The sequence below is a fragment of the Streptomyces sp. NPDC032745 genome (genome assembly GCF_055579465.1).
Genome location: NZ_JBVING010000008.1, coordinates 251,943 through 277,871 on the forward strand (window position 1 = coordinate 251,943; position 25,929 = coordinate 277,871).

Annotated in this window: 22 protein-coding genes; 8 read left to right on the top strand and 14 right to left on the bottom strand. The window is 71.9% G+C overall.

The genetic code is table 11. The annotated features are described in order from the left end of the window. The first annotated feature begins 372 nt into the window (after window positions 1–372). Entirely contained in the window at window positions 373–963 is a 591-nt protein-coding gene (locus tag ACZ5WG_RS22305; protein WP_468725335.1) for a hypothetical protein, read from the top strand. Between the two features lie 88 nt (window positions 964–1,051). On the opposite strand, the gene ACZ5WG_RS22310 is transcribed toward ACZ5WG_RS22305, so the two are convergent. The 4 genes from ACZ5WG_RS22310 to ACZ5WG_RS22325 form a co-directional block, all read right to left on the bottom strand. After that, window positions 1,052–2,863, bottom strand: coding sequence for a protein kinase domain-containing protein (locus ACZ5WG_RS22310; RefSeq protein WP_468725336.1), 1,812 nt, complete (start codon window positions 2,861–2,863; stop codon window positions 1,052–1,054). A gap of 113 nt (window positions 2,864–2,976) precedes the next feature. Further along, window positions 2,977–3,384, bottom strand: a complete 408-nt coding sequence (locus ACZ5WG_RS22315) for a hypothetical protein (RefSeq protein ID WP_468725338.1) — start codon at window positions 3,382–3,384, stop codon at window positions 2,977–2,979. Beyond that, the gene (locus ACZ5WG_RS22320) at window positions 3,381–5,084 is read right to left on the bottom strand and encodes a right-handed parallel beta-helix repeat-containing protein (protein WP_468725339.1); all 1,704 of its coding nucleotides are present in this window, start codon (window positions 5,082–5,084) and stop codon (window positions 3,381–3,383) included. Before ACZ5WG_RS22320 ends, ACZ5WG_RS22315 begins: the two co-directional genes overlap by 4 nt. 36 nt (window positions 5,085–5,120) lie before the next feature. Continuing rightward, window positions 5,121–5,756: a TetR family transcriptional regulator gene (locus ACZ5WG_RS22325; RefSeq protein ID WP_468725340.1), complete on the bottom strand. Its 636-nt coding sequence runs from the start codon at window positions 5,754–5,756 to the stop codon at window positions 5,121–5,123. Between the two features lie 110 nt (window positions 5,757–5,866). Between ACZ5WG_RS22325 and ACZ5WG_RS22330 the strand changes: the two genes are divergently transcribed. Together ACZ5WG_RS22330 and ACZ5WG_RS22335 are read left to right on the top strand one after the other, a co-directional pair. Continuing rightward, entirely contained in the window at window positions 5,867–6,043 is a 177-nt protein-coding gene (locus ACZ5WG_RS22330) for a hypothetical protein (protein WP_468725342.1), read from the top strand. Next, on the top strand, window positions 6,040–6,312 hold the full coding sequence (locus ACZ5WG_RS22335) for a DUF4190 domain-containing protein (RefSeq protein WP_468725344.1): 273 nt from the start codon (window positions 6,040–6,042) through the stop codon (window positions 6,310–6,312). Before ACZ5WG_RS22330 ends, ACZ5WG_RS22335 begins: the two co-directional genes overlap by 4 nt. A 53-nt stretch (window positions 6,313–6,365) precedes the next feature. On the opposite strand, the gene ACZ5WG_RS22340 is transcribed toward ACZ5WG_RS22335, so the two are convergent. The 3 genes from ACZ5WG_RS22340 to ACZ5WG_RS22350 form a co-directional block, all read right to left on the bottom strand. After that, window positions 6,366–7,325 carry an aldo/keto reductase gene (locus ACZ5WG_RS22340; protein ID WP_468725345.1) on the bottom strand — a complete coding sequence of 320 codons (960 nt, stop codon included), beginning with the start codon at window positions 7,323–7,325 and terminating at the stop codon, window positions 6,366–6,368. Between the two features lie 309 nt (window positions 7,326–7,634). Then, window positions 7,635–9,356 (bottom strand): acyl-CoA dehydrogenase family protein, encoded by a 1,722-nt coding sequence (locus tag ACZ5WG_RS22345; RefSeq protein WP_468725347.1) that lies wholly within the window; start codon window positions 9,354–9,356, stop codon window positions 7,635–7,637. A gap of 69 nt (window positions 9,357–9,425) precedes the next feature. Continuing rightward, the gene (locus tag ACZ5WG_RS22350; RefSeq protein WP_468725349.1) at window positions 9,426–9,992 is read right to left on the bottom strand and encodes a PadR family transcriptional regulator; all 567 of its coding nucleotides are present in this window, start codon (window positions 9,990–9,992) and stop codon (window positions 9,426–9,428) included. A gap of 388 nt (window positions 9,993–10,380) precedes the next feature. On the opposite strand from ACZ5WG_RS22350, the gene ACZ5WG_RS22355 reads away from it, so the two are divergent. The 3 genes from ACZ5WG_RS22355 to ACZ5WG_RS22365 all read left to right on the top strand — a co-directional run bounded on the left by ACZ5WG_RS22355 (window position 10,381) and on the right by ACZ5WG_RS22365 (window position 14,693). After that, window positions 10,381–12,240 (top strand): M1 family metallopeptidase, encoded by a 1,860-nt coding sequence (locus tag ACZ5WG_RS22355; RefSeq protein ID WP_468725350.1) that lies wholly within the window; start codon window positions 10,381–10,383, stop codon window positions 12,238–12,240. A gap of 173 nt (window positions 12,241–12,413) precedes the next feature. After that, window positions 12,414–13,964 (top strand): immune inhibitor A domain-containing protein, encoded by a 1,551-nt coding sequence (locus tag ACZ5WG_RS22360; RefSeq protein ID WP_468725351.1) that lies wholly within the window; start codon window positions 12,414–12,416, stop codon window positions 13,962–13,964. 27 nt (window positions 13,965–13,991) lie between these two features. Continuing rightward, a complete protein-coding gene (locus ACZ5WG_RS22365; RefSeq protein ID WP_468725353.1) occupies window positions 13,992–14,693 on the top strand; it encodes a hypothetical protein in 702 nt (233 codons plus the stop codon). 65 nt (window positions 14,694–14,758) lie between these two features. Here the strand turns inward: ACZ5WG_RS22365 and ACZ5WG_RS22370 are convergent, their stop codons facing one another. The 7 genes from ACZ5WG_RS22370 to ACZ5WG_RS22400 all read right to left on the bottom strand — a co-directional run bounded on the left by ACZ5WG_RS22370 (window position 14,759) and on the right by ACZ5WG_RS22400 (window position 23,515). Then, window positions 14,759–15,928, bottom strand: a complete 1,170-nt coding sequence (locus ACZ5WG_RS22370; protein ID WP_468725354.1) for a GDSL-type esterase/lipase family protein — start codon at window positions 15,926–15,928, stop codon at window positions 14,759–14,761. A gap of 51 nt (window positions 15,929–15,979) precedes the next feature. Next, a complete protein-coding gene (efeU, locus tag ACZ5WG_RS22375) occupies window positions 15,980–16,822 on the bottom strand; it encodes an iron uptake transporter permease EfeU (RefSeq protein WP_468725356.1) in 843 nt (280 codons plus the stop codon). 24 nt (window positions 16,823–16,846) lie between these two features. Next, window positions 16,847–18,136, bottom strand: coding sequence for an iron uptake transporter deferrochelatase/peroxidase subunit (efeB, locus tag ACZ5WG_RS22380; RefSeq protein ID WP_468725357.1), 1,290 nt, complete (start codon window positions 18,134–18,136; stop codon window positions 16,847–16,849). Window positions 18,137–18,504: 368 nt separating this feature from the next. Beyond that, entirely contained in the window at window positions 18,505–19,149 is a 645-nt protein-coding gene (locus ACZ5WG_RS22385; protein ID WP_468725359.1) for a phosphatase PAP2 family protein, read from the bottom strand. 349 nt (window positions 19,150–19,498) lie between these two features. Then, on the bottom strand, window positions 19,499–20,731 hold the full coding sequence (locus ACZ5WG_RS22390) for a vWA domain-containing protein (protein WP_468725360.1): 1,233 nt from the start codon (window positions 20,729–20,731) through the stop codon (window positions 19,499–19,501). Beyond that, window positions 20,728–21,993: an AAA family ATPase gene (locus ACZ5WG_RS22395; protein WP_468725361.1), complete on the bottom strand. Its 1,266-nt coding sequence runs from the start codon at window positions 21,991–21,993 to the stop codon at window positions 20,728–20,730. The genes ACZ5WG_RS22390 and ACZ5WG_RS22395 overlap by 4 nt, the downstream gene beginning before the upstream one ends. A 67-nt stretch (window positions 21,994–22,060) precedes the next feature. Further along, the gene (locus tag ACZ5WG_RS22400; RefSeq protein ID WP_468725363.1) at window positions 22,061–23,515 is read right to left on the bottom strand and encodes a hypothetical protein; all 1,455 of its coding nucleotides are present in this window, start codon (window positions 23,513–23,515) and stop codon (window positions 22,061–22,063) included. A gap of 321 nt (window positions 23,516–23,836) precedes the next feature. On the opposite strand from ACZ5WG_RS22400, the gene ACZ5WG_RS22405 reads away from it, so the two are divergent. Beyond that, window positions 23,837–25,102 carry a sensor histidine kinase gene (locus ACZ5WG_RS22405; protein WP_468725365.1) on the top strand — a complete coding sequence of 422 codons (1,266 nt, stop codon included), beginning with the start codon at window positions 23,837–23,839 and terminating at the stop codon, window positions 25,100–25,102. Between the two features lie 11 nt (window positions 25,103–25,113). After that, a complete protein-coding gene (locus ACZ5WG_RS22410; RefSeq protein WP_468725537.1) occupies window positions 25,114–25,773 on the top strand; it encodes a response regulator in 660 nt (219 codons plus the stop codon). The last annotated feature ends 156 nt before the right edge of the window (window positions 25,774–25,929 follow it).

The following is a 25,929-nucleotide window of genomic DNA, read 5'->3' on the forward strand; positions in this document are numbered from 1 at the left end:
CCTCTACCTCCTGGGAAAGACGCCTTCCGTTGAAAGTGCGGTACTTCACCGATGAGTACAACCACGGTTGCAAGGGGTCAAGATGCGCAGGTCAGGCATCTCCGTTCACCCGATCAGGCTACGGCCAAGTGCCGCCTGATGGGTGACATGGCTTTAATCAGGTGTCGGCAACAGAAAGGCTGCGACATGCATCAAGTGACGTTCGAACCGTGCGACGTCCAGCGCCTCCAGCATGCTGTTGACTACGCCCTCCACGCCTCCAAAAAATCACTGGACGCCCTCTTGCCACCCTGGATACCGGGTGATCTCAAACGGGAAATCAAGAGCGGATGCGTTGTGTCGCATTGTGCAACGCTACTGTTCCCGGAAACAGTGGAATCCGCTCTCGAGTACTTCGAGGAGAACGGCTGGCCCGCATCGACCACCATACCGAGCGTGCTGGTGAAGCGCCGTCTGGTGGAGCGTCACTGGCTCCCGGACGATGCGGACATACGGGTGACGCGGCTGCGCGTCACGAGCGGCCTGGCGCCGGAGGTCGAGGTCTTCCTCTTCCCGCGGTGCAGCCCCGGCTACACGGACGACGTGGGGGCGCAGGAGCGCGTCCACGGTTTCGAGAACCACGTCGGTCTGTTCATGGACAGGCCCGACGCGAGCGCGCTGGCCCGCCTGGCGGACCGCCTCGAGACCACCGGCCGAATGGTGTACGAGGGTTCGGCGCACAACCCCCACGAGAACACCACCATGCTGTATTTCGCCCCCAGCGCGTCCGTGGCCACGTCCCGGCGCCGCTTCCCGCGCTGGGAGCTGCAGTGCGCAGGCGATCTGACCGCTTTCGCCGACCGGCGCCCGGTCCGCAGGCAGGCGCTGTCCAGCGCGTACGCAGCGCTCAGGGCGAACCACGTGGACGGCGGAATGACACGGTCCGCCCGCCGGCCCGTTCCGGTGGCGGCGCCGAAAGGCTGATCCCGGCTATGGGCTCCCCGTCTCGGTGTGCCGCCGCGTACGAGGCGGGGAGTCCTTCGCGATACCGGGGCCGCCCGGGCAGCCGCCGCTACGGAATCCGCCACTGCTGGGCTCTGCTCCCGGAGCAGGCGACCACCGTCAGCTGGTTGCCGGCGCCGTTGTCCGTCAGGCAGCCGCCCTGGAACGCGATGTCCTTGATGTAGTAGGCGCCCGCCGTGGGGGCCTTCTCCAGGTTCCACCACCCGTCTCCGGCGAACGGGCCGGCGAGCTCGACGCGCACGGTGTCGTTGAACTGCGTCAACGCCCGCGTCATCGAGATGCCTGACGAGCCGCACGTCTTGAAGCTGTCGTAGTTGTTCTTCTCGTGGAGCCAGCCGAATGCGGTGGTGCCGCCCATGATCACCTTGGCGTTCCCCTGCGGGGCGGCGCCGCTGAAGCCGATCTTGAGCCCGTCGCCGACGTTGGTGATGGCGCCCCAGCCGGCTCCGCCGCAGCCCTGCGGCGGGTTGGACCCTCCGTTGCCCGATCCTCCGGGGGTCGAGCCGCCGCCCCCGGGCGTGGTCCCGCCCCCGGCGCCGCCACCGCTCGGCCCCGAGCCGGGCTGGCTCCCGCCGTTGCCGGAACCGCCTGCGGCCGGCTGGGGGTCCGGGGCCGGCGCCGCGCCGCCGACGCCGCCCGCGGCGGCCCCGCCACCGCCCTGCGCGCCCGGGTTCTCGCCCGGCGGCGGAGGCGGGGTATCGGGCGTACCGGCTGCCGCGCTCCCCGAGGGGGACACACCGGGACTCTGGCTCCCGCTGCCGGATGCCGGCGCGGACGCGGACGCGGAGGGGTGCTGCCCCGGCCCGTTCGCATCGGTCCGCCGAGCCCCGGGGTCGATGTAGAAGACGGTGACGGCCACCGAGACCGTGATCGTCACGCTGAACCCGATCGCGAGCGGCGCGGAGACGGACCCGGGGATGCGCAGCCGATCCCGCCACGACCGCCGCAGCTCGGCGCCGGCCCCCGCAGCCGGGGTGGCCGCCGCCGCGACGACCGGTACCGCGGGCGCGTCGAGCTCGCCGAGCGGCCGTCCGGCTGCCGCGCGCCGCGCCGCCGCAGCCATCACCGAGGCGTCGGCGTACCGCTCCTCGGGCCGCTTGGCCAGCGCTCTGGCGACGAAAGCGCGTACCGGCCCGGGGAACTCGGCCGGAAGGTCCGGGACCGGCTCCCTGATGTGCTTGAGCGCGATCTCGACGACCGATTCGCCGGTGAACGGTGGTTCTCCGGTGAGCAGTTCGAAGCAGACCACGCCCATGGAGTACAGGTCGGACGCGGCGATGGCGCCGAGCCCCTCCGCCTGCTCGGGAGCCATGTACAGCGCGGTCCCGAGAACCGCGTGCGAGTCGGTGATCCCGGTGCTGGCCGCGCTGGAACGGGCGATGCCGAAGTCGGTGACCGTCACCCGGCCGTCCTCGCCCAGCATCAGGTTCGACGGCTTGATGTCGCGGTGCGTGACACCCTGCAGGTGCGCGGCGTGCAGTGCGTCGAGGGCCTGCCCGGCGATGTCGAGTGCCTGCTCGACGGGGAGGGGTCCGGACTGTGCGCGGACCTCGTTCAGCGTCCGCCCCTCGACGAGGTCCATGACGATGTACGCGACCTGCTCACCGGATTCGATCCGGCTCTCGCCGTAGTCGTGCACGTCGACGATGCCCGGGTGACTGAGCGAGGCGAGGACCGTGGCCTCGCGGCGGAACCGCGCCGCGAACGAGACGTCGTCGAGCAGCGCGGGAAGCAGCACCTTCACGGCGACCTGACGTCTGAGCACGTCGTCGTCGGCGCGCCAGACCTCGCCCATGCCACCGCCGCCGATCCGCTCGGCCAGTGTGTACCGGTCCCCGAGGACCGTCCCCCGCCCCCACATATCTGCCCCTCGCCGTCCCGGTTCGCTGGTGGTCAGCCAAAGTCCGTCTGGCAGAGGATACTTGGGCACTCGCGAGCTTCCACGTCACCCTCGGGCATCGTGATCGATCGTGATCAGACGATGCTCGTCAGCCCTTCGATCGCGGTCCGGGCCCATTCCTGCGCCCCCACCGTCGTACCGGCCACGACGCCGGTGGCGATCGGGGCCAGCGTTCCCTTGAGCAGGGCGAGCGCGCGGCGGAGCCGGCCTTCCTCAGGAGGTTCCGGGCGGCTGATCTCCGCGAGGACCTCCCTGGCCGCGGACTCGGCGTCCTCCCGGTCCCGATCGGCGAGGCCCGCCCGGGGCAGTTGCCGGAGCAGGTCGGTGACGAGCGCGGCGAGCTCGGCGAAGCCCGGGGCGACGGTGCCGTTGTTCTGCTGGTTCTGGGTGACCGTGTCGTTGTTCCAGGCGAACTGTGCGCCCGACACGGGGGCGTTGAACACCGGCCCGTCGTAGTTGTTGACGTTCTGCGGTTCGTTCATGGGCTGGAACCGTCCTCGTTGGTCTGCTGGATCACGTTGCCGTTGTTCCACGCGAGCTGAGCACCGTGGACCGCGGCGTTGAAGACCGGGCCGTAGAAGTTGTTGACGATCGTCGGCGGACGCTCGACCGGCGGTGCGGTCTGCTGGACGACGGGCAGCGACGTACGCAGCGAGACCAGTTCGACGCGGCCGTTGTCCTGCACGGCCGCACCCTGCGTGCCGTTCACCGAGCAGTCCACCAGCCGGCCCCCGCACTCGTCGGCGAATCGGGCGCCCGCGGCCGAACAGTCGGTGAACTCGCTGTTCGCGACCTCCAGATAGGCGGAGTCCGTACCGCAGAGCCCGAATGCGCCGGAGCCCGTCACGGTGAGGCTCCGCGCGACGAGTCTCCCGTTGCCGAAGGCGATGGCCCCGCCGGCGCTCACCGCCCCGACCCGGCAGTCGTCGACGAGCAGCTGGGCGTCCTCGCCGACGCCGAAGCCCAGCACCCCGCGCTCAGCCGTCACGCCCTTGAGCGTAACGCGGGACTGGCCGAGGACGGATACCGCGCCCAGGTCGAAGTCACGGAAGTCGGTGTCGGAGACGGTGGTCTTCGTGCCGCCGTCGCCCCGGGAATCCAGGCCCAACGGACAGCGCTCCACGCGGACTTGCTCGAACACGGCCCCGGAGCCGTCCCAGACCCGCAGGCCGAGGCCCGTCAGGTCCGCGATCCCGACCCGGGTGAAGCGGCCCCGGGCGGCTTCGGTGACGGCGATGCCGACGTTGCCGCCGGAGATGCGGCAGCCGTGGACCTCGGGGGCGCCGCCCGTGGTGGACAGCACCGCGACGTTGCCCGCGTCGTGGACCTCGCAGTTCTCGAACCTGCCGCGGCCGGAGGTCTGGACGTTGATGCCGGTATCGCGGCAGCCGGTCAGGATGCAGCCGCGCACCACCGGGTCGGCACCACTCGCCACTGCGATCCCGTGTTCCGCATCGGTCACGCGGGTGTCGTCCACGGAGCCCCGGGACTGTTCGATGAACATGACGCCCTCGGCGTGCGTGGCGGTGATCGTGCAGCCGGTGACGGCGAGTTCCGCGCGCGTGTCCGCGATGACGGCCGCCTTTCCGGTGCCGGTCAGCTCGCACCGGACGACCTCGGCCCGCGCCTCGCTGACCCGTACGCCGTGGATCCGGCTGCCACCGATCCAGCTGTCGCGGACCGAGACGTCGGCGCCCTCGATCACCGCGACGGCATTGTCGGCGGCGTCGGTGAACCGGCACCGTTCGACGAGTCCGGCCGACCCGGCGAAGAGGGTCCGGCCGTGCAGGACCACGCTGTCCCGCAGGGTCACGGAGGTGTTCGGTTTCGCGTGTACGCCGACGCCGTGGTCCGCCCGGATCTGCGTGTGCTCGAGCGTGAGCGTTCCCGCATGGCAGGCGACGACGTCCGCGTCGCGGCCGGTCAGTACGAGGCCGTGGACACGGACCGATCCGAAGGTGTCGAGCACGGCGCCGCGCGGCCGGTTCACGACCACGGAGCCCGGGCCGTCGATGGCGGTCAACCGGACCTCGCCGTGGACGCTGAGCGCCTCGTCGTAGCGGCCGGCCGCGATCTCGATCACCGCTGGGCGGCCCCGCGCGGCTGCGGCGCGCAGAGCGGACGTGATGTCGGGGTGGGCGCGGCGGCCGCCCTTCGGCGAGACGACGTACCTCGCGACCATGTGCCTGCCTCCCCCGTCCGGCCGGAGAGGCCGATGCTACCGAAGCCTTTCGGGGGTCCAGTTCAGCCGTCCCGTGTGGATCAGCCGGAGTTGGCGGCGGGCGGTCCGGGTGACCGCTGCCCACTCCTCGTCCTCCGGGCCGGCGGCCAGGTAGGCGGAAACGGTCATCACCATGTGGTCGACGTACAGCCGCGCCAGCATGAGCAGGTCGTCCGCGCTCCAGCCCGCACTCAGCGGATCGGCGCCGAGGCGCTCGGCCACCTCGTCGGCGAACGCGTCGAGCTGGCCCGCCACCGCCTCGCGTACCCTGCGCACGCCGCCGTGCCGTTCCCGCACGATGAAACGGATGTGCCCCGGGTACTCCCGTACGAGTCCGGCCATCAGGCCCACCGTCGTGTCGATCCGCTGCTCCGCGTCGCCGGAGGCGGTGAGGGTCGAGCGGACGGTGCCGTGCAAGCTCTGCAGCGCCTCGTCCACCAGCGCGATGCCCAGCTCTTCGGTGTCGCGGAAGTGCCGGTAGAAGGCCGTCGGCGTGACCCCCGCGACGCGGGTCACCTCCCGCAGGCCGAGGCTGCCCAGGCCCTGCTCCTCCAGCAGTGACAGGGCTGCGTCCAGCAAGGCCCTGCGAGTTTTGTTCCGTTGGGCCTGGCGCGCCCCGATGGTCTCACTCATGACGAAAAGTCAACCCCCGATTCCCTGAATCCGCGCGCTTGCATTTAGACTGAGCAGTCAGTGCACAACTGTCTCCTATTCTTTGGAGTGAGCACGATGGAGGAAGCACGATGCTCTTCCTGATAGCGGCCCTCATGCTGATGGGGGTCGCCCTGGGAACCGTGGCCCATGTGCCCGTCGACATATCCCTCGCCGCCACCGCCGCGATCTCCTGCTGGTTGCTGGTCTTCGCGGTGCGCGAGCGGACCGCCAGGCGCCACCGACCGGCCGGCCGACAGGAAGGATGATCATGAATACCCCCGGTACCGCGCTCCCCGCTCCCGTCGTCCGTCAGGCCGACGGGATGGCGGTGGCCTCGTTCGTGTTCGGCCTGATCGGCCTCCTCGCGATGAACCTGTTCCTCGGGCCGACCGCGATCGTCCTCGCCGCCCTCGCCCTGCACCGCGGCACGGGCCGTCCCGGACGCGCCCGGCTCGGCCTCGCCCTGGGCGTCGCCGACCTCGTCGTCCTCGCCTGGGTGGTCAGCGCGGACCAGACCTGGTCGTGGAGCATCTGACCGCCACACCCTGACACCGCCGGACCCGCCGGACCGCCGACCCGCCCGCCCCGCTACGGCAGCGGGGCTCCGCGGGCGGCGATCCACAGCTCGTACCACTCCTCGTGCGTGAGATCGGGTTCGCGCAGCGCGGCGTCGCGGCAGGCCCGGATGCGCTCGGGGCGGCCGCTGCCCACGACGGGGGCGACGCGGGCGGGATGCCGCTGCAGCCACCACAGCAGTACCGTCTCCGGCGTGGTGCCCTTCGCTTCGGCCAGCGACCGCACGAGGCCGGCCGTTGCGTGCTCCTCGGGGCTCTCCTGCCGGCCGGTGAACCGGCCCTGCGCCAGCGCGCCCCAGGCCTGGAGGCGGACTCCGTTCTCCACGCAGTACTCGAGCGTCCCGGCCGGGAAGCCGTTCCCCGCTGCCGCGGCCGTGTTGACGAGGACGCCGTCCTCGAGCCAGTCCCGCCGGTCCAGGCTCATCTCCAGCTGGTTGGCGACCAGCGGGAACTCCAGATGCCGCTGGAGGGCGGCGATCTGCGCGGCGTTCATGTTCGAGACGCCGAACCGGCGGACCAGTCCCTGCTCACGCAGCGAGGTGAGGGCCGCCGCGATGTCCCCCGGGTCGGCCAGCGGGTCGGGCCGGTGCAGGAGCAGGACGTCGACGACGTCGGTGCGAAGGCGGCCGAGGCTCTCCTCGACGCGCCGCACGATGGACGGGCCGCGCAGGTCGTACATGCCGGGGAGGTCGCCGTCGGCCAGCCGGATCCCGCACTTCGTCTGCAGCACGATCCGCTCGCGCAGGCCCGGAGTGCGGGCCAGGACCTCTCCGAAGACGGCTTCCGCCTTGCCGCGCCGGTAGATGTCAGCATGGTCGAAGGTGTCGATTCCACTGTCCAGCGCCGCCGCGATCGCCGCCTCGGCCGCATCGATGTCCGCGGGGCCGTACGTATCGGTGTCCCAGCTGCCGCCGAGCGCCATGCATCCGTACAGCAGCCGGGTGCCGTCCTGCTCCGCTGGTGTGATCGCCATCCCGCCACCCTACGAGGTCGCGGCCCGACCCCGTATCCGGGCTCCGTGCGCGGGCGTCCGGGCCGCCGGCTTCGTGGCGGGCCGGGGGCGTGGGGCTTCCACGGGCTTCTTCTGCGGCGGAGGCGTCCTGGGCGGGTAGGAGGGCGGCACCTTCGGTCCGCTCGCACCGGTCGGCTTCGTAGTCATACCACCACGCTACGGGCCGGGCTTCCTTCCCGGGCCGGGTCCGCCACCGGGAGCGAGCAGCACGGCCCGCCACCGCGCGGGCGAACGCGGTGGCGGGCCGGAGCGGCTGCTGCGCTGCCGTCGTTACGGCGCCATCTCGTACGCCCCGGACAGTGCCTCGACACGGTCCCAGACCCGCGCCGAGCGGGCTGCATCGATGACCGGACGCCGGACCGCACCCATGGCCCAGCTCTGCTGCTCCTCGGTGGCGGAGTCCTTTCCGTGCAGCTCGACGGCGTGCGCGGAGAAGTCGCGTACGAGGACGGCGAACAGCTCGTCCAGGACGTCCTCGTCCAGGCCGGTCAGCTGCGCCTGCTCCAGGATCAGCTGACCGTGGACGACGAGCGCGAAGAGCTGGCCGACGGCGAGCAGGAGGTCCAGGTCGCGGCTCTGCTGCTCGTCGGGGGCGGCGGTGGTCACGAACGTGCACAGCGCGTCCGCCTGCTCGCGGAAGCGGGCGACGTTGGGCAGGGCGGCGTACGCGTCGAAGGCGGGGCGCCAGTCGTGGAAGCGTACGGAGCCCAGGCCGCGGGCCGGGCCCTGCCGGAAGAGGAACTCGTCGTCCGCCGCATCGAGGCGGGTCGGGACGGGCGCGTACTGCGCCGGGTCCAGCAGGTGGTTGCGCATGAACTTGAGGATCAGCGCGAGGTTGACGTGGACCGTGCCCTCGAGCTTCGGCAGCCCGCGGATCTCGACGGCGGCCTGGGCGAAGTAGTTGTCCTTCTCGAAGCCCTTGGCGGCGATGACGTCCCACATCAGGTCGATGACCTTCTCGCCCTCCGTGGTCACCTTCATCTTCGTCATCGGGTTGAAGAGGAGGTAGCGGCGGTCGTCGGGGCCCGCGGTGCGGAAGTAGTCGACGGCTCGGTCGCTGAACAGCTTCATCCCGACGAGACGGACGTACGCGTCGGTCAGCTCGCGCCGCACGTGCGGGAAGGCGGTGACGGGGCGGCCGTACAGGATGCGGTTCTGCGCGTGCGTGACGGCCTCGTACATCGCGTGCTCGCAGATGCCGATCGAGGCGGTGCAGAGGTTGAACTTGCCGACGTTGACGGTGTTGAGGGCGGCGTCGAAGGCGGCGCGACCGGTGTGCAGGACGTCGTCCGGGCCGACCGGGTAGTCCTCGAGGCGGAACTCGCTGACGTACTTGGAGGAGTCGACGACGTTCTTCACCAGGCGGTAGGCCGGGTGGCGGCTGTCGGCGGCGAAGAAGACGTACCCGTCCGGACCCTCGATGTCGGTGCGGCGGCCGAAGACGGAGACCAGAGCGGCTGCGTTGCCGTTGCCGATGTAGTACTTGGAGCCGGTGGCCCGGAATCCGCCGTTGCCGTCGGGCTCCAGCAGCATGTCGGTGGAGTAGATGTCGGCGCCGTGCGCCTTCTCGGACAGGCCGAAGGCGAACACCTCGCCCTGGGAGAGGAGTTCGGCCGCGCGGGTGCGGGCGGCGGCGTTGTCGCTCTGCCAGACGGGGCCGAGGCCGAGGATGGTCACCTGCCAGGCGTACCAGTAGTCGAGGCCGTAGAAGCCGAAGATCTCATTGAGGGCGGCGATGCGGGCGGTGTCCCAGCGCTTGTCGGCGTGGCCGTCGGCGGCGGAGGCCGGGGTGAGGAACGTGGCGAACAGGCCCTCCTTCGCGGAGAAGGCGAGGAAGTCCGCCAGCCAGGCGCGGGACCGGTAGTCCTCGATCAGCCGGCGCTTGCCGCGCTCCTCGAACCAGTCGACGGTGGCGCGCAGCAGCCTGCGGGTCTCGGGGTCGAAGTGCTGCGGGTCGTAGGTGCGCGGGTTGAACAGCAGGGCGTCGGCCATGGAGGTCCGCCTTCCGAGGGGTTGGGTCGAGGGGTGAAGGGTGCTGGTTCCGGATGCGGGGGGGGCGGTTCAGCTGCGCGGGCGGGGCGCTGCGAGCCGGTGGACGGTGGCGAGCACGTCGTCGAGCCAGGCGATCGTCATCCGTTCGTACGCGATGCCGCCGCGCAGCACGACGTGCTGCAGTTCCTGACCGGCGTCTGGCGTTGCGGGCGCCTCGGGCCCGGTGAAGTCGCGCAGTTCCCCGGCGAGGTAGTGGGCGAGCCGGTCCCGGTGCACCTGGCGGTGCCGCTCGACCTCCTGGACGAGTGCGGCCGGGTCGTCGAAGGCCGCGCCGCGGATCTTCACGGCGAGGTCGTGCCGGAGGCTCTCGGGTTCGATCGGCTCGTGCAGCCACCGGGAGAGGGCGGTGCGGCCGGGGCCGGCGACGGAGTACTCCTTCTTGTCCGGCCGGCCCTGCTGCACCACCTCGCGGACGGCGAGCATGCCGTCGCTCTCCATGCGCTTGAGGACGCGGTAGATCTGCTGATGGGTGGCGGTCCAGAAATAGCCGATGGACCGGTCGAAGCGCCGGGCCAGCTCGTAGCCTGAACCCGGCTTCTCCAGCAGCGAGACGAGGATCGCGTGTTCGAGCGCCATGCCCCTGATCTTTCTATGCAACTCGTTGCATAGACAAGCCGCTGCGCCCGGGTGAGACGCGGCTCACCCGCGGCCGGCGGGTCGGCCGCCGCCCGGCAGCGGGACCCGTTTGTCATGCAATCAGCGGCCGGGCACTGCCGCCGCCGAGTCGATCGGCGGCCCCTGACGCGAACGAACACTTTACCCGCCCTTCATGGCATGGCCCGGTCAAATCTGCCAGGCTCTTCCGGCAGTCGTCGCCCTGACCCCAGGGGGACGTGGCACAGCAGATCTCACTCAGCGCTCGTGCAGACGATGCGCACAGCCCGCGGCCGCCCTCCGGCGCACCCGAGCCGACCGGGCGGCCACCGAGCAGGCCGGAACCCCGGCCGCCTCAAAGGAGTTTCGTGTGAGACCGACCCCCCACAAGGCCCTCGCCGCGGGCGCGTTCGCCCTCGCCGCGCTGGCAGCCGCCGCACTCTCCGCCACCCCCGCGGCCGCCGCGCCGCCCGAGGCGCCTCTCGCAGCCGCCTGCACTCCGGCCCAGGTGGTCGCCAACGGCGACTTCGAGAGCGGCACCTCGCCCTGGACCCAGTCACAGACCGGCCTCATCACCAACCGCGCCGGCCAGGCCGCCCACGGCGGCACCACGTTCGCCTGGCTGAACGGTGTCGGCCGGACGCACACCGACACGCTCTCCCAGAGCGTCACGATCCCCTCCGGATGCAGCACGGCCAGCCTCACGTTCTGGTTGCACATCGACACCGCCGAGACGACCACGTCGACCAAGTACGACAAGCTCACGGCGAAGATCGGCGCCACGACGCTGGCGACGTACTCGAACCTCGACAAGAACACCGGCTACGTGCAGAAGTCGTTCGACGTGTCGGCCTTCGCGGGCCAGACCGTGAGCGTCGCCTTCACCGGAACGGAGGACTCCAGCCTCCAGACGAGCTTCGTCGTCGACGACGTGGCCCTCGCCACCTCCGGTGGCACGGTCCCGCCCGCCGACTCCACGCGTACGCCGGCCGCACCCTCGTACACCGTCAGTCTCAGCAGCAACACGAGCGGCACCGTCTGGACCGGCCACGAGAGCGCGACCTTCACCAACGCCTCCGCCACCCCGCTCAGCGAGGTGTACCTGCGGCTGTGGGACAACTACCACGGCACCTGCTCCGCCATGCCGATCACCGTCGGCAACGTCACCGGCGGCACGGCGGGCGCCCTCTCGGTCGGCTGCACGGCCCTGAAGATCGGCCTGCCCGCGCCGCTGACGCAGGGACAGACCGCCACGATCGGCTTCGACCTGGGCATCACCGTGCCCAGCGGCGCCGACCGCTTCGGCTACGACGGCGCCTTCAGCTTCATCGGCAACGCCCTGCCCGTGCTCGCGGTCAGGGACGCGGCGGGCTGGCACCTGGACCCGTACACCAACAACGGCGAATCGTTCTACTCGCTGGCCGCCGACTTCCGCGTGGCCCTCGACCACCCGAACACCCTCCTGGTGCCCGCGACCGGCGGCTCGGTCGACACCCCGGGATCGAGCGGACGTACGGTCACCACGGCAACCGCCACCAAGGTCCGCGACTTCGCCTGGGCGGCCGGCCCGTTCAGCAAGATCTCCGGCACCTCGGCCGCCGGCACCCCGGTCAACGTCTACTCCGTCTCGGGCATCGGCTCGGCCGACGCGCAGTCGATGCTCACCACCGCCAAGTCCGCCGTGGACGCCCACGCGGCCCGGTTCGGCGCCTACCCGTACGGCGAGCTGGACGCCGTGATCGACAACAACTTCTGGTTCGGCGGCATGGAGTACCCCGGGTTCGTCCTCGACCTGGTCAGCACCACCGCACTCACCCACGAGATCGGCCACCAGTGGTGGTACGGCATCGTCGGCGACGACCAGTACACCAGCCCCTGGCTCGACGAGGCGTTCACCGACTACTCCACCGACCTGGCGCTGAACAAGACCGGTGCCAACTGCTGGAACGGCGTCTCGTGGGCCGGATCGGCAGAGAAGATCACCAACTCGATGGCCTACTGGGACGCCCACTCGTCCCGGTACTCCACCGTCATCTACGGCTACGGCAAGTGCGCCCTGCACGACCTGCGGCGCGTCCTCGGCGACAGCGTGATGGCCAAGCTGCTGAAGGACTACGCCACTTCACACTGGTACGGCGTCTCGACCACCGCCGAGTTCAAGGCGGCCGCCCAGGCAGCCACGACCACGGACCTGACCTCGTTCTGGACGCAGCACCGCATCGACGGCTGACCTGACGTCGGCCTCCTCGCACGGCTCGCCGCGGGCGGGCGCCTCCCGGCGTCCCGCCCGCGGCGAACTTGTGACGTCTCCAGCACTCTAGCCGTCACCTGTGACATGTGAAATATTACCTGCGCTTCGACCGAACTCACGAAAGGTCAGCCACGTTGCGCAGACTCCCCGCGGTGGTAGCGGCGATATCCCTCGCCCTCCTCGCCACCCCCGCGCTCGCCGCGCCCGCCCCGCCGCCCCCCGCGGCGCGGCCGGCCCCCGAACTCTCCCCGGCCCCACCGCCCGCACCGCTGGAGCTCCAGCGCCAGAGCCTGCGCCGCCAGGCGCTCGAGGGCGTCGCCTCCGGCGCCACCGCGGCCGAGGCGGACGGCACGCTCCCCCGCCGGGCCGCGGTCGGCAAGCGGTACGTCGAACTCGCCCAGGAGCGCAAGGACAAGGTCTTCGTGATACTCGCCGAGTTCGGCGACCAGGTGGACACGACCACCGAGTTCGAGGGCAAACCGCGCTTCGGCGGCACGCCCGGCCCCCGCCACAACACCATCGGCAAGCCCTCGAAGAGCGACAACCACACCCTGTGGCGCAAGGACTTCAGCCAGGCGTACTACCAGCAGCAGTTCTTCGGAACCGACCCCGGCGCCGTCACGCTCCGCAACTACTACCGGTTGCAGTCCTCCGGCCGCTACGACATGGACGGCCAGGTCAGCGACTGGGTACGGCTGCCGTGGAACGAAGCCCGGTACGGGACCGACAACTGCTCCGAGCCCGGCCAGTGCCGCACCAACTGGGACCTCGTACGCGATGCCACCAACGCCTGGTACCACACCGAGCGCGCCAAGGGCCGTACCCCGGAGCAGATCAAGGCCCAGCTGGCCGAGTACGACGTATGGGACCGCTACGACGCCGACCACGACGGCAACTTCGACGAGCCGGACGGCTATCTCGACCACCTCGTCGTCGTCCACGGGGGCAAGGACCAGACCTGGGGCGGCGGCGACCAGGGCAAGGACGCCGTGTGGGCGCACCGCTGGTTCGCGTACTGGGACCAGGCCGGCAGCGCGGGGCCGGCCGGCAACAAGGCGGGCGGCACCCCGGTCGGCGACTCCGGCATCTGGGCCGGCGACTATCTGACCGGCGGCGAGAACAGCGGGGTCGGACTGTTCGCCCACGAGTTCGGGCACGACCTCGGACTGCCCGACCTGTACAGCTCCGACGGGGACAACAGCGTCAACTTCTGGTCGCTGATGTCCTCGGCGTCCTACCTCGGCAAGGGCCGGAACACCACCGGCGACTACCCCGGCGACCTCGACCCCTGGAGCAAGCTGCAACTGGGCTGGCTGGAGTACACCGAGGCCGACGCGGGCCGCAGGACGCGCGCCGTGCTCGGGGTCTCCGGCTACAACACCGAGGATCCACAGGCGTTGTTGGTGCATCTGCCGCCGTCGGTGACCCGCACCGATCTGACCGACCCGTACGAGGGCGCCGGCCAGTGGTGGAGCGGCACCGGCGACTTCATGGACAACACCCTGACCCGGACGGTCGACCTCTCCGGCGCGGGGCAGGCGGCCCGGCTCGACGCCCGTGTCTGGTACGACATCGAGCAGGACTTCGACTTCCTGACCGTGGAGGCCTCGACGGACGGCGGCACCACGTGGTCCCCCCTGCCGGGCACGGTGGGCGGCGCCCCGATCCCGGCGAAGGGGATCTCCGGCACCTCGGGCGGCTGAGCCGAACTCGCCGTGCCGCTGGACGGGTTGGCCGGCCGCAGCATCCAGCTGCGGCTCCGGGTGACCTCGGACGGCAACACGCACGGCAAGGGCGTCACCTTCGACGACATCCGGATCACGGCGGGTGATCGGGAGCTGCTGCGCGACGGGGCCGAGCAGGGCGCGAACGGCTGGAACGCGCTGAAGTGGTCGCGTACACAGGGCCGTACGGGCACCGCGGAGCACCCCCGCGCGTACCTGGTCGAGAACCGGCGCTACACCGGCTACGGGGCCTACCTCAAGAGCGGCCCGTACAACTTCGGCGCCGGGAACGACACGGTCGAGTTCTACCCGTACCAGCAGGGCGTGCTCATCTGGCTCTGGGACACGGCGTACAGCGACAACACCACGAAGGCGCACCCGGGCGCGGGGATGCTGCTGCCCGTCGACGCGCGGCCGGAGCCGCTGCGCAACGCCGACGGGACCCTGCTCAACGCACGGGCCCAGACCTTCGACGCGACGTTCTCCACGCGCCCGAGCGACGAGATCGTGCTGCACAAGGCGGGCGTACCGGTGCTGATCCCGGCGCGGCCGGGTGTCCCGGTCTTCGACGACCGGCGTGCCGGCTACTGGAACGCCGACCTGCCGCAGGTGGGCGTGAAGGTACCGGACACCGGCACACGCATCACGGTCGTGAAGGAGGCCTCCGGCGGCGCCCTGACCACCATCCAGGTCACCCCGTCGTCCTGACGCGCTCGGTCCTCTCGGCGCAGGGGCGCGGAGAGGACCGGAGCGGCGCGGCCGCGCCGTACGTGTCAGCGGGCGGTGAAGGGGCCGGCGGTGCCGAAGGCCAGTTCGGCGAAGCGGTCGGCCATGCGGCGGTGGGTGGCGGCGTCCGGGTGGAGCTGGTCCGGGAGCGGGAGGTCGGCGAAGTCCGCCTCGCCGTAGAGCTCGCGGCCGTCGGCGTAGTGCAGGTGGGGGTCGTCGGCCGCCCGCTGTTCCACGATGCGGGCCAGCTCCTCGCGGATGACGTTGAGCGTCAGCTTCCCGGCTGCGCGCTCCGCGGGATCGCCCGCGGCCCGGAATTGCAGCCTCCCGGCGCCGAGGGTGCAGAAGTCCGGGGCGGTGGGGCCGGGAGTGTCCTCGTGGATGGGGCACAGGATGGGCGAGACGACCAGCAGGGGCGTGGTGGGATGCCCCTCGCGAAGGGTGTCGAGGAACCCGTGCACCGCCGGGGTGAAGGCGCGCAGACGCATCAGGTCCGTGTTGACCAGGTTGACGCCGATCTTGACGCTGATCAGGTCCGCGGGGGTGTCCCGCATGGCCCGGGCGGTGAACGGATCCAGCAGGGCGCTGCCGCCCAGACCCAGGTTGACCAGCTCCACGTCGCCGAGGGAAGCGGCCAGCGCCGGCCAGGTCGTGGAGGGGCTCGCCGCGTCCGAGCCGTGGCTGATCGAACTGCCGTGGTGCAGCCACACCCTGCGGCTCCCCTGCGGTACCGGCTCGACGGGGGCGTCCGTGCGCAGCGCGACGAGCTCGGTGATCTCGTTGTACGGCAGCCAGATCTCGACGTCCTTCGGCCGGTCGGGCAGACCGGCGAACCGGACGGTGCCGACCGGGCCGGGGCGGGTCTCCGCGGATCCGGTGCTCATGTCGACCAAGAGGACGCGGCCGCCGGTCACACCGGACCGCCCGGCCACGCGGCCGTCGACCAGGAGGTCGTACACGCCGTCGGGGCGGGGCGGTGCGCCCACGTAGGCCATCTTGGTGCGGAGCGTGTCCAGCTCGACGACGGTGGCCCGGGTGCGGAACACCAGCCGTACGCCGGAGGGCTGGGCCTCCGCCATCGCCAGCTGCCCGTCGGTGCACTGGGCGCGGGCCCTGGCCGGCAGCCGGTGCGGGAGCACACCGTGCTCGGTGCGCTCCAGGTCGAGGGCGCCGCGCAGGAGTTCCGCGGTGATGGGTGTGGTGGTCAGCTCGTTCATGATCTCAGCCTGTCAACCCGACGCCGGATCCGCACATCAGTTTGTGCCGGTTCAGCCGGCCGTGGTGGAGCGGGCCGGGCTGTCCGCCGGGGTGCTACGGCGCTGGGGTGCCAGGAACAGGACCATCGTCGGGACGAGGTAGAGGCCCCACACGGCCAGCTGGAGGACGGTCGGGTCGGGCTGGAAGTTGAACACGCCCTTGAGGAGGGTCCCGTACCAGCTGTCGGCCGGGACGGTGTCGCTGATGTCGAAGGCGAGGGTGTGCAGGCCGGGGAGGAAGCCGGCCTCCTGGAGGTCGTGGAACCCGTACGCGAGGACGCCCGCCGCGACGACGATCAGCATGGCTCCGGTCCAGGTGAAGAACTTGGCCAGATTGATCTTCAGCGCACCGCGGTAGAACAGCCAGCCCAGCACGACGGAGGTCAGGAGTCCGAGCAGCGCGCCGATCAGGGGGCGGATGCCGTCACCGGTGGCCTCGACGGCCGTCCAGATGAAGAGGGAGGTCTCCAGCCCCTCCCTGCCGACCGCGATGAACGCGGTGAGGACCAGGGCGCCGGCGCCCATGGCGAGGGCGGCGTCGAGCTTGCCCTGCAGGTCGCTCTTCAGGTGCCGCGCGGTGCGCCGCATCCAGAAGACCATCCAGGTGACCAGGCCCACCGACAGGACGGACAGGAAGCCGCCGAGGGCCTCCTGGGTCCGGAAGGCAAGGGTGGAGGAGCCGAACTGGAGGGCGGCACCGAAACCCAGCGACAGGGTGACGGCCAGGCCGACGCCGAGCCACACGGGCGTCAGTCTGTCCTGGCGGCCGGTCTTGACCAGGTAGGCGATCAGGATGCAGACGATGAGGCTGGCCTCGAGTCCTTCGCGCAGGCCGATCAGATAGTTCCCGAACACGGTGCGGGGTTCCTTCCGGTGGGGTCAGCTGAGCAGGGACCGGCCCCACCAGTCGTCCGTGTCTCGCACGCCCGGCGGAACGGCGAAGACGGCCGAGCCCACGTGCTGGATGTACTCGTTGAGCACGTCGCTCTTGGCCAGGCTGCGCTGGATCGGGACGAAGCCCCTGCGGACGTCGCGCTGGTAGGCGAGGAAGAAGAGACCGGCGTCGAGGCGGCCGAGGCCGTCGGTGCCGTCGGTGAACGAGTAACCGCGGCGCAGGATCGTGGCCCCGCTGTTGCTGTCCGGGTGGGCTAGGCGGACGTGCGCCTCCGGCTTCATCGCCTTCAGGAACGGCTCGTCGCGCTCCTTCGACCTGCCTGCGGGGGCGCCTTCGCCCTTGTCCCGGCCGATGATGTCCTCCTGCTCCTGCAGGGAGGTCCGGTCCCAGATCTCGATGCGCATCCGGATGCGGCGGGCCACCAGGTAGGAGCCGCCGGCCAGCCAGTCGGCTCCGTCGCCGGCGCCTACCCACACGTACCGGTCGAGGGACTTCTGATCGGTGCCGGAGATGTTCCGGGTGCCGTCCTTGAAGCCCATCATGTTGCGCGGGGTCTGCTCGTCCGGGGTGGTGGACGAGGTCTTGCCGAAGCCGAGCTGCGACCAGCGCACCGCCGTCTTGCCGAAGCCGATCCGGGCCAGGTTGCGGACGGCGTGCACGGCGACCTGGGGGTCGTCGGCGCAGGCCTGGATGCACAGGTCGCCGCCGCTCCTGGCCGGGTCCAGGCTGTCGCCGGGGAACTGCTCCAGGTCTACCAGGGCCTCGGGGCGCCTGCCCTCCAGACCGAAGCGGTCCTTGGCGAAGAGGCCCGGGCCGAAACCGATGGTGAGGGTGAGACGGGAGGGCTTGAGGCCGAGCGCCTCGCCCGTGTCGTCCGGCGGGGCCTGCGGCAGGCCGCCGACCGCGCCCTCGCCGACGGGAAGCCCGGCGGTCATCCGCTCGGCCGCCCGTGTCCAGTCCTCGAGGAGCCGGACGAGCTCCGCGCGGTCCTTCGTCTTCACGTCGAACGCGGCGAAGTGCAGCCGGTCCTGGACGGCGGAGGCGATACCGGCCTGGTGCTCGCCGTGGAAGGGCACGGCAGCACCGCCCGTGCCGGGGTCACCGGGGGCGGACTTGCCGTGGAAGACCGCGACGGCGCCGCCGGCCACGGCGGCGCCCAGCGCCAGACCGGCGCCGCCCCAGCCGAGCAAAGCCCGCCGCGAGGTCCCGCCCTCGGGTGCGTCCGTACTCGCGCCGCTCCCCCTCCGGCCGGGCTCCGGGCCCGCTTCGGGCATCAGCGCTCTCCTGCCTGTTGCCGGTCCGCTGCCCGGACCCGTGCCCGGGCTGCGAGGCCGCCGCTGCGCGCTCGGTCGGCGGCTCGGTCGGCGGGCCGGGGCCGTCCCCGAGGCGCCTGCGCTTCGGGGGGCCCGCCTTCGTACGGGGTGTTCCGCGGGGCGGACCGGGTGGCGAGCGTCCCGGCGAGCGCCGGGCGGGAAGGTGGGGACACGGATGCTCCCGGGGATGGCATGGCGGCAAGACGGCAAGGCCGCGACAGACCGCGGTAAGGCAAGGCTGCCCTTCTGTCTACGGAACTGTAGGCGATGGCGGACGATATGGCCGTTTACCGGGGCGCCTGCGGCGGCGACAACGGCCTGATGTCACATCACACACGCTTCGCCGCGACCACGGCCCCGGCGGCGGTCAGCCAGGTCAGGGCGTAGAGCCAGCCCCCGAGGACGTCCGTGGGCCAGTGCACGCCGAGGTAGATCCTGCTCAGGCCGACGGCGATCGCCCAGCAGGCCGCCAGGGCCCAGTAGAACCGGGCGGTGGCCGCAGCCGCCGTACGCCATGCGGCCCAGGCCAGCAGCCCGGCCACGATCGCCGAGGTGGTGGCGTGTCCGGAGGGGAAGGCGAACCCCGTGGCGAGCGCGGCCCAGTCGGCAACGGGCGGACGGGGCCGCGCCACGCCGTACAGGACGGCGTGGCGCACGGCCTGGACGAGCACCAGGATGCCGAGTGCGCCCGCGGCGGTCAGCACCCGGCCGCGGGTACCCCGGCCCGCGATGAGCCCGGCGGCGACGGCGCACGCGTACGGGACGGGGCCGCTGCCGGTCGCCGTGATGCCGCGCGCAAACGCCACCGCGACCGCGGGGCGGTGCTGCACCGACCACCGGTGCCAGCTCTCGTCGAGGGGGTACGGGGTGCCGTGCCGGGCCACGACCAGGGCGGTCAGCAGTACGAACAGTGCGGCGCACAGCACCGCGGCCAAGGCCCGGCGGGTGGGCGACGGTGCCTGGCCGGTCTTCATCGCGGGGCGATCCGGGGCGGCCGCGGCGGCCTGGCGCCCGGGGGAGAGGCTGCCATGGGGAACAACTCCCGTGCGGTGAAGGGGTGAGGGCCCAGGACGGTTCCCGACCGGCTGCCGAGTGCAGCCCCGGAAACGTCCACGGAACTGTAGACGACCGAGGTGCGCAGCACGTTCCCTCGGCGGACGCTGCTTTGACGGCACGGCCCAAGGCGGGGCGTCCCCCGACCGTACGCGAGGTCAGGGCTCCAGCGCCGGAAGAGCAGCGAGCCCCGTGTCGCTCCCCTGTACCGGCCGGGCGGGCTCCGTGTCGGATCCGGAGCCGTCCCGAGACGCTCGATGGGCAGGAGGCCTATCCGATGGCGACCACGCGGGCCCACGCGGGCGGCGAGTCCGGCACGTAGTCGGGATCGTCCTCGTCCCACGACTGAGGTCGGGGAAAGAGGCCGACCACCGTCCGGCACGGCGGTCGTGTGCTGGGCCAGGGGGTCTGCCCGTCGGTCAGGACCACGATGACGTCCGGCCGGGCGCCCGCCCGGAGTGCCTTCGCGAAACCCGTGCGCAGATCCGTACCCCCACCCCCCACCAGTGCGATTCCCCCGGCACGGCACAGTGGGTGGGCGATCCGGGCCGCCGCGTCGCACGCCACCACGGTGACCAGGTCCCGACGGCCGCCCACGGCACGGGTGATCGCGGCGACCTCCAGGAGCGCGCTGCCCAGCTCGGCGTCGCTGACCGAAGCGGAGGTGTCGATGACCACGCAGACCCGGGGCGGCCTGCGCCGCAGGCTCGGCAGAACGGCGCCGGGCAGCCCGGCCGAGCGCCGCGACGGGCGGCCGTACGAGTAGTCCTCGCCCGCGCCGGAACCGGAGGCTGCCGAACGGACCGCCGCTCCCAGCAACTCCCGCCACGGCTGCGGCGGGTGGAAGGCCTCCTCCGCCCACCGCTTCCACCCCTTCGAGGCAGTCCCCGGACGGCCCCTGATGCCCTGCGCCACCCGGAACCTGACCGCGTCGCGTTCCTGTTCACTGAGTCCGTGCGCGCCGTCCTCCCCGAGGTCCCATTCCCGTTCCAGACCGTCGGCGCCGCTGCCGCAGTCCAGCCAGGCCATGTGCTGCGTACGGGGCCCGAGCGTGAACTGGCGCAGGTAGTCCTCCATGAGCTGCCCCTCGGACAGCCCCAAGGACAGCGGATCGACCACGTCTTCGGGCCGCACCAGCCCGTCGCCGAAGACGTCGTCGTTGATCTCGCAGTCCGCGGCGATGTTCATCCGCAGCCGCTCCCCCGGGCCGTGCAGTCCGCGCTCCCGTGCGACCCGGTCACCGCGGCCGTGGTGGTCGCGCAGCAGGTGGGACACCTCGTGCACCCACACCCCGGCGAGTTCCTCCACCGGCATGCGGTCCACGAACGCCGGTGAGACGTAGCACCGCCAGTGCCGGTCGACGGCCATCGTCGGTACCCGCCGCGACTCCACGGTGTGCAGGGCGAACAGCGCGGTCGCCAAGTACGGCCGGGCCCGGGCTGCGTGCAGTCGGGCGGCGAAGAGCTTGCCGCGGTCCAGTGCCCGCGGTGTCTCCCCCGTCATCGCCGGCCCGACGCGTCGGCCGCGGCCCGGGCGGCCGCGTGGTCCGCCCGCCGGGAGAGGGACACCGCACCGGCGAGCCGCTCGATCGCGGCCGGCACGTCCCACTCCTCGCGTCGCAGCGAGGCGAGGGTGGACGCGGGGACGACCACCAGGTCCGGGGCTCCCGTCTCCAGCGCCCGGACCAGGAGCGCCCATGCCGCGTCCCAGCGCGCCTGGTCGGGGCGCTTGCGGACCGCTTCCACCACGCCGTCGAGCACGGCTTGGCGCAGATCGCCCCGCTCGGGCAGAACCGCGCCCGCCGGATCGGCGAGCAGCACCTCGGGGTCCGGGAGGTCCATCCGGTCCAGGCTCGCCAGCAGTTCCAGTCCGGGGCCGTCTCCCACCGTGCTCCTGACCAGGAGGGACAGCACGTCCCGGGAGGAGCCGGCGGCGGTCGCGAAGGCGATCAGGCTCAGGGTCATCTCCCAGCTCCGAGGTGACGGCCAGGGGCCGCCGCGGCGGGTTTCACCGCTCGGCAGCCGGTGTACGAGCCCGGGGCGGGCGGCGAGGAGCCCGCACACCGCGCGGCGGGCGAAGTCCACGGCCTGCGGCAGCGTCGAAGGGTCGAGCCGCGGCAGGGTGGCCCGGGGCCACGTCCCGCCGAGGCCGCGTACGACGACGTCGTGGTCGTGGGTCCACTGGAGGTGGACGAAACGGTTGGCCAGCGGCGGGCTCAGTTCCCAACCGTCGGCCGCCGAGGACCGCGGATTGGCCGCGGCCACGATCCGGACCCCGGGCGGCAGTTGGAGGGCGCCGATCCGCCGCTCGAGTACGAGACGGAGCAGGGCGGCTTGAACGGCCGGCGGCGCGGTGGACAGCTCGTCCAGGAACAGCAGCCCCCGGCCGGCTCGTACGAGCCGCACGGCCCAGTCCGGCGGGGCCATCGGAACGCCCTGTTCCGCGGGGTCGTCCCCGATGATGGGCAGGCCCGAGAAGTCGGACGGCTCGTGGACGCTGGCGATCACGGTGGTCAGGGGAAGGCCGAGCGACGCGGCGAGCTGGGTCAGGGCCGCGGTCTTGCCGATCCCGGGCTCGCCCCACAGCAGGACGGGCAGGTCGGCGGCCACGGCGAGGGTCAGGGCCTCGAGTTGCGTGTCGGGGCGCGGTTCGGTGGTCGTGTCGCGGAGCAGGGCCAGCAGGTCGCCGGCGACGTCGAGCTGGGAGGCGTCGTCGGCCGGGCCGGCGGGGGTGCTGCGTACGGCGAATGGGGCGTATGCGGGCATGTTCGATCACCTTTTGTGGGTTTGTCGTGCGTGGCGGGAAGGGCGGGTACGGAGTGCGGTCCGCGGGTCAGCGCCCTGCCGTATGACGTGGATGCGAGCGGTGCCCGCGGGGGCGGCGGGGGCCCGGGCGGATGCGGTCGGGTCCGGGGCCGGTCAGGCCGGCCCTGAACAGCCCGTACGTGATCCGCTGCCGCGCGGCCGCCTCCAGTTCGTCCCGGAGGGCGCCGTCGCGCAGCAGCGCGTCGGGGCCCAGCAGGCTCTCGACGACGGCCAGCGCACCGGCGGTGTCGCCGTGGTCCAGGCGTTCGCGTACGCCGGTGAGGCAGTCCGGACGACGGTGCGCCTCGTCGATCGCCTGCAGGCAGGGCAGCGGTGTGCCGGTCAGGGCAACCAGCAGTTCCTCCCGGCGGATCTCGGCCGGGTCGTGGTCGAGCGGGGCCAGTACGCCGTCGACGAGGCCGATCCGGTGCCGGGCTCCCCGGCACTCGACGAGATGCGGCTGGGCGGCCCGGTCCGGAATCCGGGACGGGGCGTTCGGCGCACGATCGGGTACGAGTGCCGACGCGACCAGCGGGTGCAGCCGACCGGCGTCGATGGAACCGGTGCGGAGCAGTTCCAGGTCGGGCAGCAGCCAGGTCGCCGCGTCGGGCAGGACCGGGGGCGGGCAGGCGCCGGGATGCGTGGACGCCGCCGAGATCCTCGGTACGGGCGGCTCGTTGGCGCCCCCGCTCTCCTCCGTGTCCGTGCCGCCGCTACCGTCCCCGCCCGCGACGAGGTCCAGGTCCAGTCGTTTGCGGGACCCGAGCCGTACGGTGAAGGTGCGGGTGGAACACCCGTCGGTCCCGAGCAGGATCCCCGCCTCGGCCGCCCAACGGTCGACGGCGCAGCGACGCCCCTGTGGCACGAGCCCGAGCACTGCCGGGTCCGGTACGGGGGCGCCGTCGCCGGGCAGTGGCTCGGCCCCGGACCGGATCCGGAGTTCATCGGTCCTGCGCGCGTCCCACAGGTGGCGGTGCAGGTCGAGGCGGAACCGGGGGTTGGGGTGCGGATGCGGATGACGGCGGGCGCCGGCATCGTCGTGGGATCCGTCCCAGAGCGCGAGGCTGATCCGCTGACCGGCGTCCGCCCACGCCGGCAGCGTCCGCGCCACGAGGTGCACCGGGCGTACGGCGCCGGGCCCGGGGTTGCCGTACCGGGCCAGGGAGATGGTCAGGCCCGGGCGTAGCAGTCCGTCAGGAGCGATCCTGGGCATGTGCCAGCGCAGCAGGTCGGGAGCCAGGTGGCGGAGATCGGACCGGATCCGGGCCGCGAGTTCACGCCCGTGGGTACGCGCCGCGGCACGCAGACTGAGATCGACGTCTATGCCTGCGGCGGCACACGCCCCGGCCCAGTCACCGGCAAGGCGACGGGCGGTCGCAGTCTCGATCATGGACGGCGGCACGGCGAACTCGCGCACGCGCAGCCAGAGGGAAAGGTGCCGGAGGGAAAGAGGGAGTTCCTCGTTCGCGGTGTGAGTGGCCATCAGCACTCACCTTGCGCGGACGGGACCCCCATTCTGTGAGCGGTGTGAGTCATCATCGCGATGACCATACGGGCCCTCTCCCCGGTCTGCCAGATGTTTTTGTCAGTGCCGTACCGCTTGGCGGCTTGGCGGCTTAGCGGCTTGGCGAGCAGGAGGCACACCCTCGTAGCTCTGGAGAGCTACGCGCCGATGCGGCTCCGTGGCGGGACGCCGGCAGCGGTTTGGCTCCGTAACCTCGTGTGCGGATGAACGGCTGGAAGGAACTCCTGTGAACTGCGCACGCCCCGAGGAACCACTGTGGCACGGCGAAGGAAGCACGCCGTGACCAGGAGTGATCTGATGTCCGGGCCCGATGCCGCGGCTGCGGCAGGCCGGTTCACGCTCCGTGGCCTGCGGGCGGACCTGTGGACCGCCCGCGCCCAGCCCATGCCGCCCGTCTCCTGGCCGCAGTGGCTGCGGTGGCTGCCGCAGGTCCTGGTCGTCCTCGGCGCCGGGGCCCTTTCGGCCACCGGCGCGGATCTCACCGCCAGGGTCCTGGCCTGTGCGCATGCGGCGATGCTGGTGGTGGGGCTGCGCCGGCCGGTGCCGGCGTGGTGGCTGTCGCTGGCGTTCACCGCGGGCATAGCCATCGGCCATCCCCCCACCTACGACAATCAGTTGTGGTCGTGGACCGTGCACGCCGGAGCTCTCTTCCTTCTCTCCCTGCGCATACCGGTGTCCTCGGCGGCCGTGGCCGCTCTGCTGAGTGCCGTGCCGGCGTTCTGGCTGAAGGCGGCGGGCTACACCGTCGGGTCCTTCACGTTCCTCGCCGGTGTCTGCGCGCTGTTCTCGCTGGCCGTGCTCGTCGGCTCGTTCGCACGTGGCCGCCGCGAGGACCGGGCGCGGCTCATCGAGCAGATCGCCGTCACGGCACACGAACGGGCGCTGCGTACGGTGCTGGAGGAGCGAGCCCGCATCGCACGCGAGCTGCACGACGTGGTCGCCCACCACATGTCGGTCATCTCGATCCAGGCGGACGCGGCTCCGTACCGGGTTCAGGATCCTCCCCAGGAGCTGGTCAAGGAGCTTGCGGCGATACGTGCGAACGCGCAGGAGGGCCTGGCCGAACTGCGCCGCATGCTGGGCCTGTTGCGGTCCGACACCACCGGCGAGAGCCCGGAGGGCACCACCCCGCAGCCCTCGCTGGCGCAGTTGGACGCACTGCTGGCCAATGTGCGCAGCGCCGGCGTTCCGGTGACCGCGCGGGTTCAAGGCGCCCGCCGGCCGCTGCCGCCGGGCGTGGAGTTGTCGGCGTACCGCATCGTGCAGGAGGCGCTGAGCAACACGCTGCGGCATGCGCCCGGCGCCGAGGCCGCGGTCGAGCTCTTGTTCACCCGCGCCGGGCTGAGCCTGCGGGTGGTCAACTCGCCTGCGACGCACGCCGCTACGCCGTCCGCCGGCGCCGGACACGGACTGACCGGCATGCGGGAGCGCACTGCGATACTCGGCGGGGCCTTCACCGCCGGCCCCACTCCCGACGGCGGTTACGCCGTGGCGGCGAGCCTGCCCGCCCCCTCCCGTAGCCGCGACAAGGAAGCCTCCCTGTGACGATCCGCGTGATGATCGCCGACGACCAGGCCATGGTCCGCGAAGCGTTCTCCATCCTGCTCGGCGCCCAGAGCGACATCGAGGTCGTCGCGACGGCCCAGGACGGCATCGACGCCGTGGCCAAGGCCGACGCCCTGCTGCCCGACGTCATCGTGATGGACATCCGCATGCCCGGCCTCGACGGCATCGAGGCGACCCGCCGGATCGCCTCCCGCCCGGGATCGGACACGAAGATCCTGGTCCTGACCACGTTCAACCTCGACGAGTACGTGTACGCGGCGCTGCGCGCCGGGGCCGGCGGATTCCTCCTCAAGGACGCCTCGGGGCTGGAACTCGCCGAGGCCGTCAGGGTGGTGGCCCGCGGCGAGGCATTGCTGTCTCCCGGCCTCACGAAGCGGCTCATCGCGGAGTTCGCCCGCACGAGCGGTACCCCGAAGGCTCCGACCGGGGTACGGATCGGCACACTGACGGACCGCGAGAACGAGGTGCTCACGCAGATCGCCCAGGGGCTGTCCAATGCGGAGATCGCCGGGAGGCTGGCCGTCGCCGAGGAGACCGTCAAGACCCACGTGGGCCGCATCCTGCACAAGCTGCAGCTGCGCGACCGCACTCAAGCCGCCGTCCTCGCGTGGGAGAACGGGCTGGTCACTCCGGGCACCAGCAGCCTGTGACGCACCCGTACTCAGCAGCGTCCCTCTCAAGAGCTACGCGGGACGTTGGCTCCGCCGGGGGACGCACGGGACGGCCCCCGGAAGCGACATTGGTGAGGCAGCAGAAGGAGGCCGCAATCGCCTCCTGACCCACACGCCTCGCACTTCGCAGGAGCA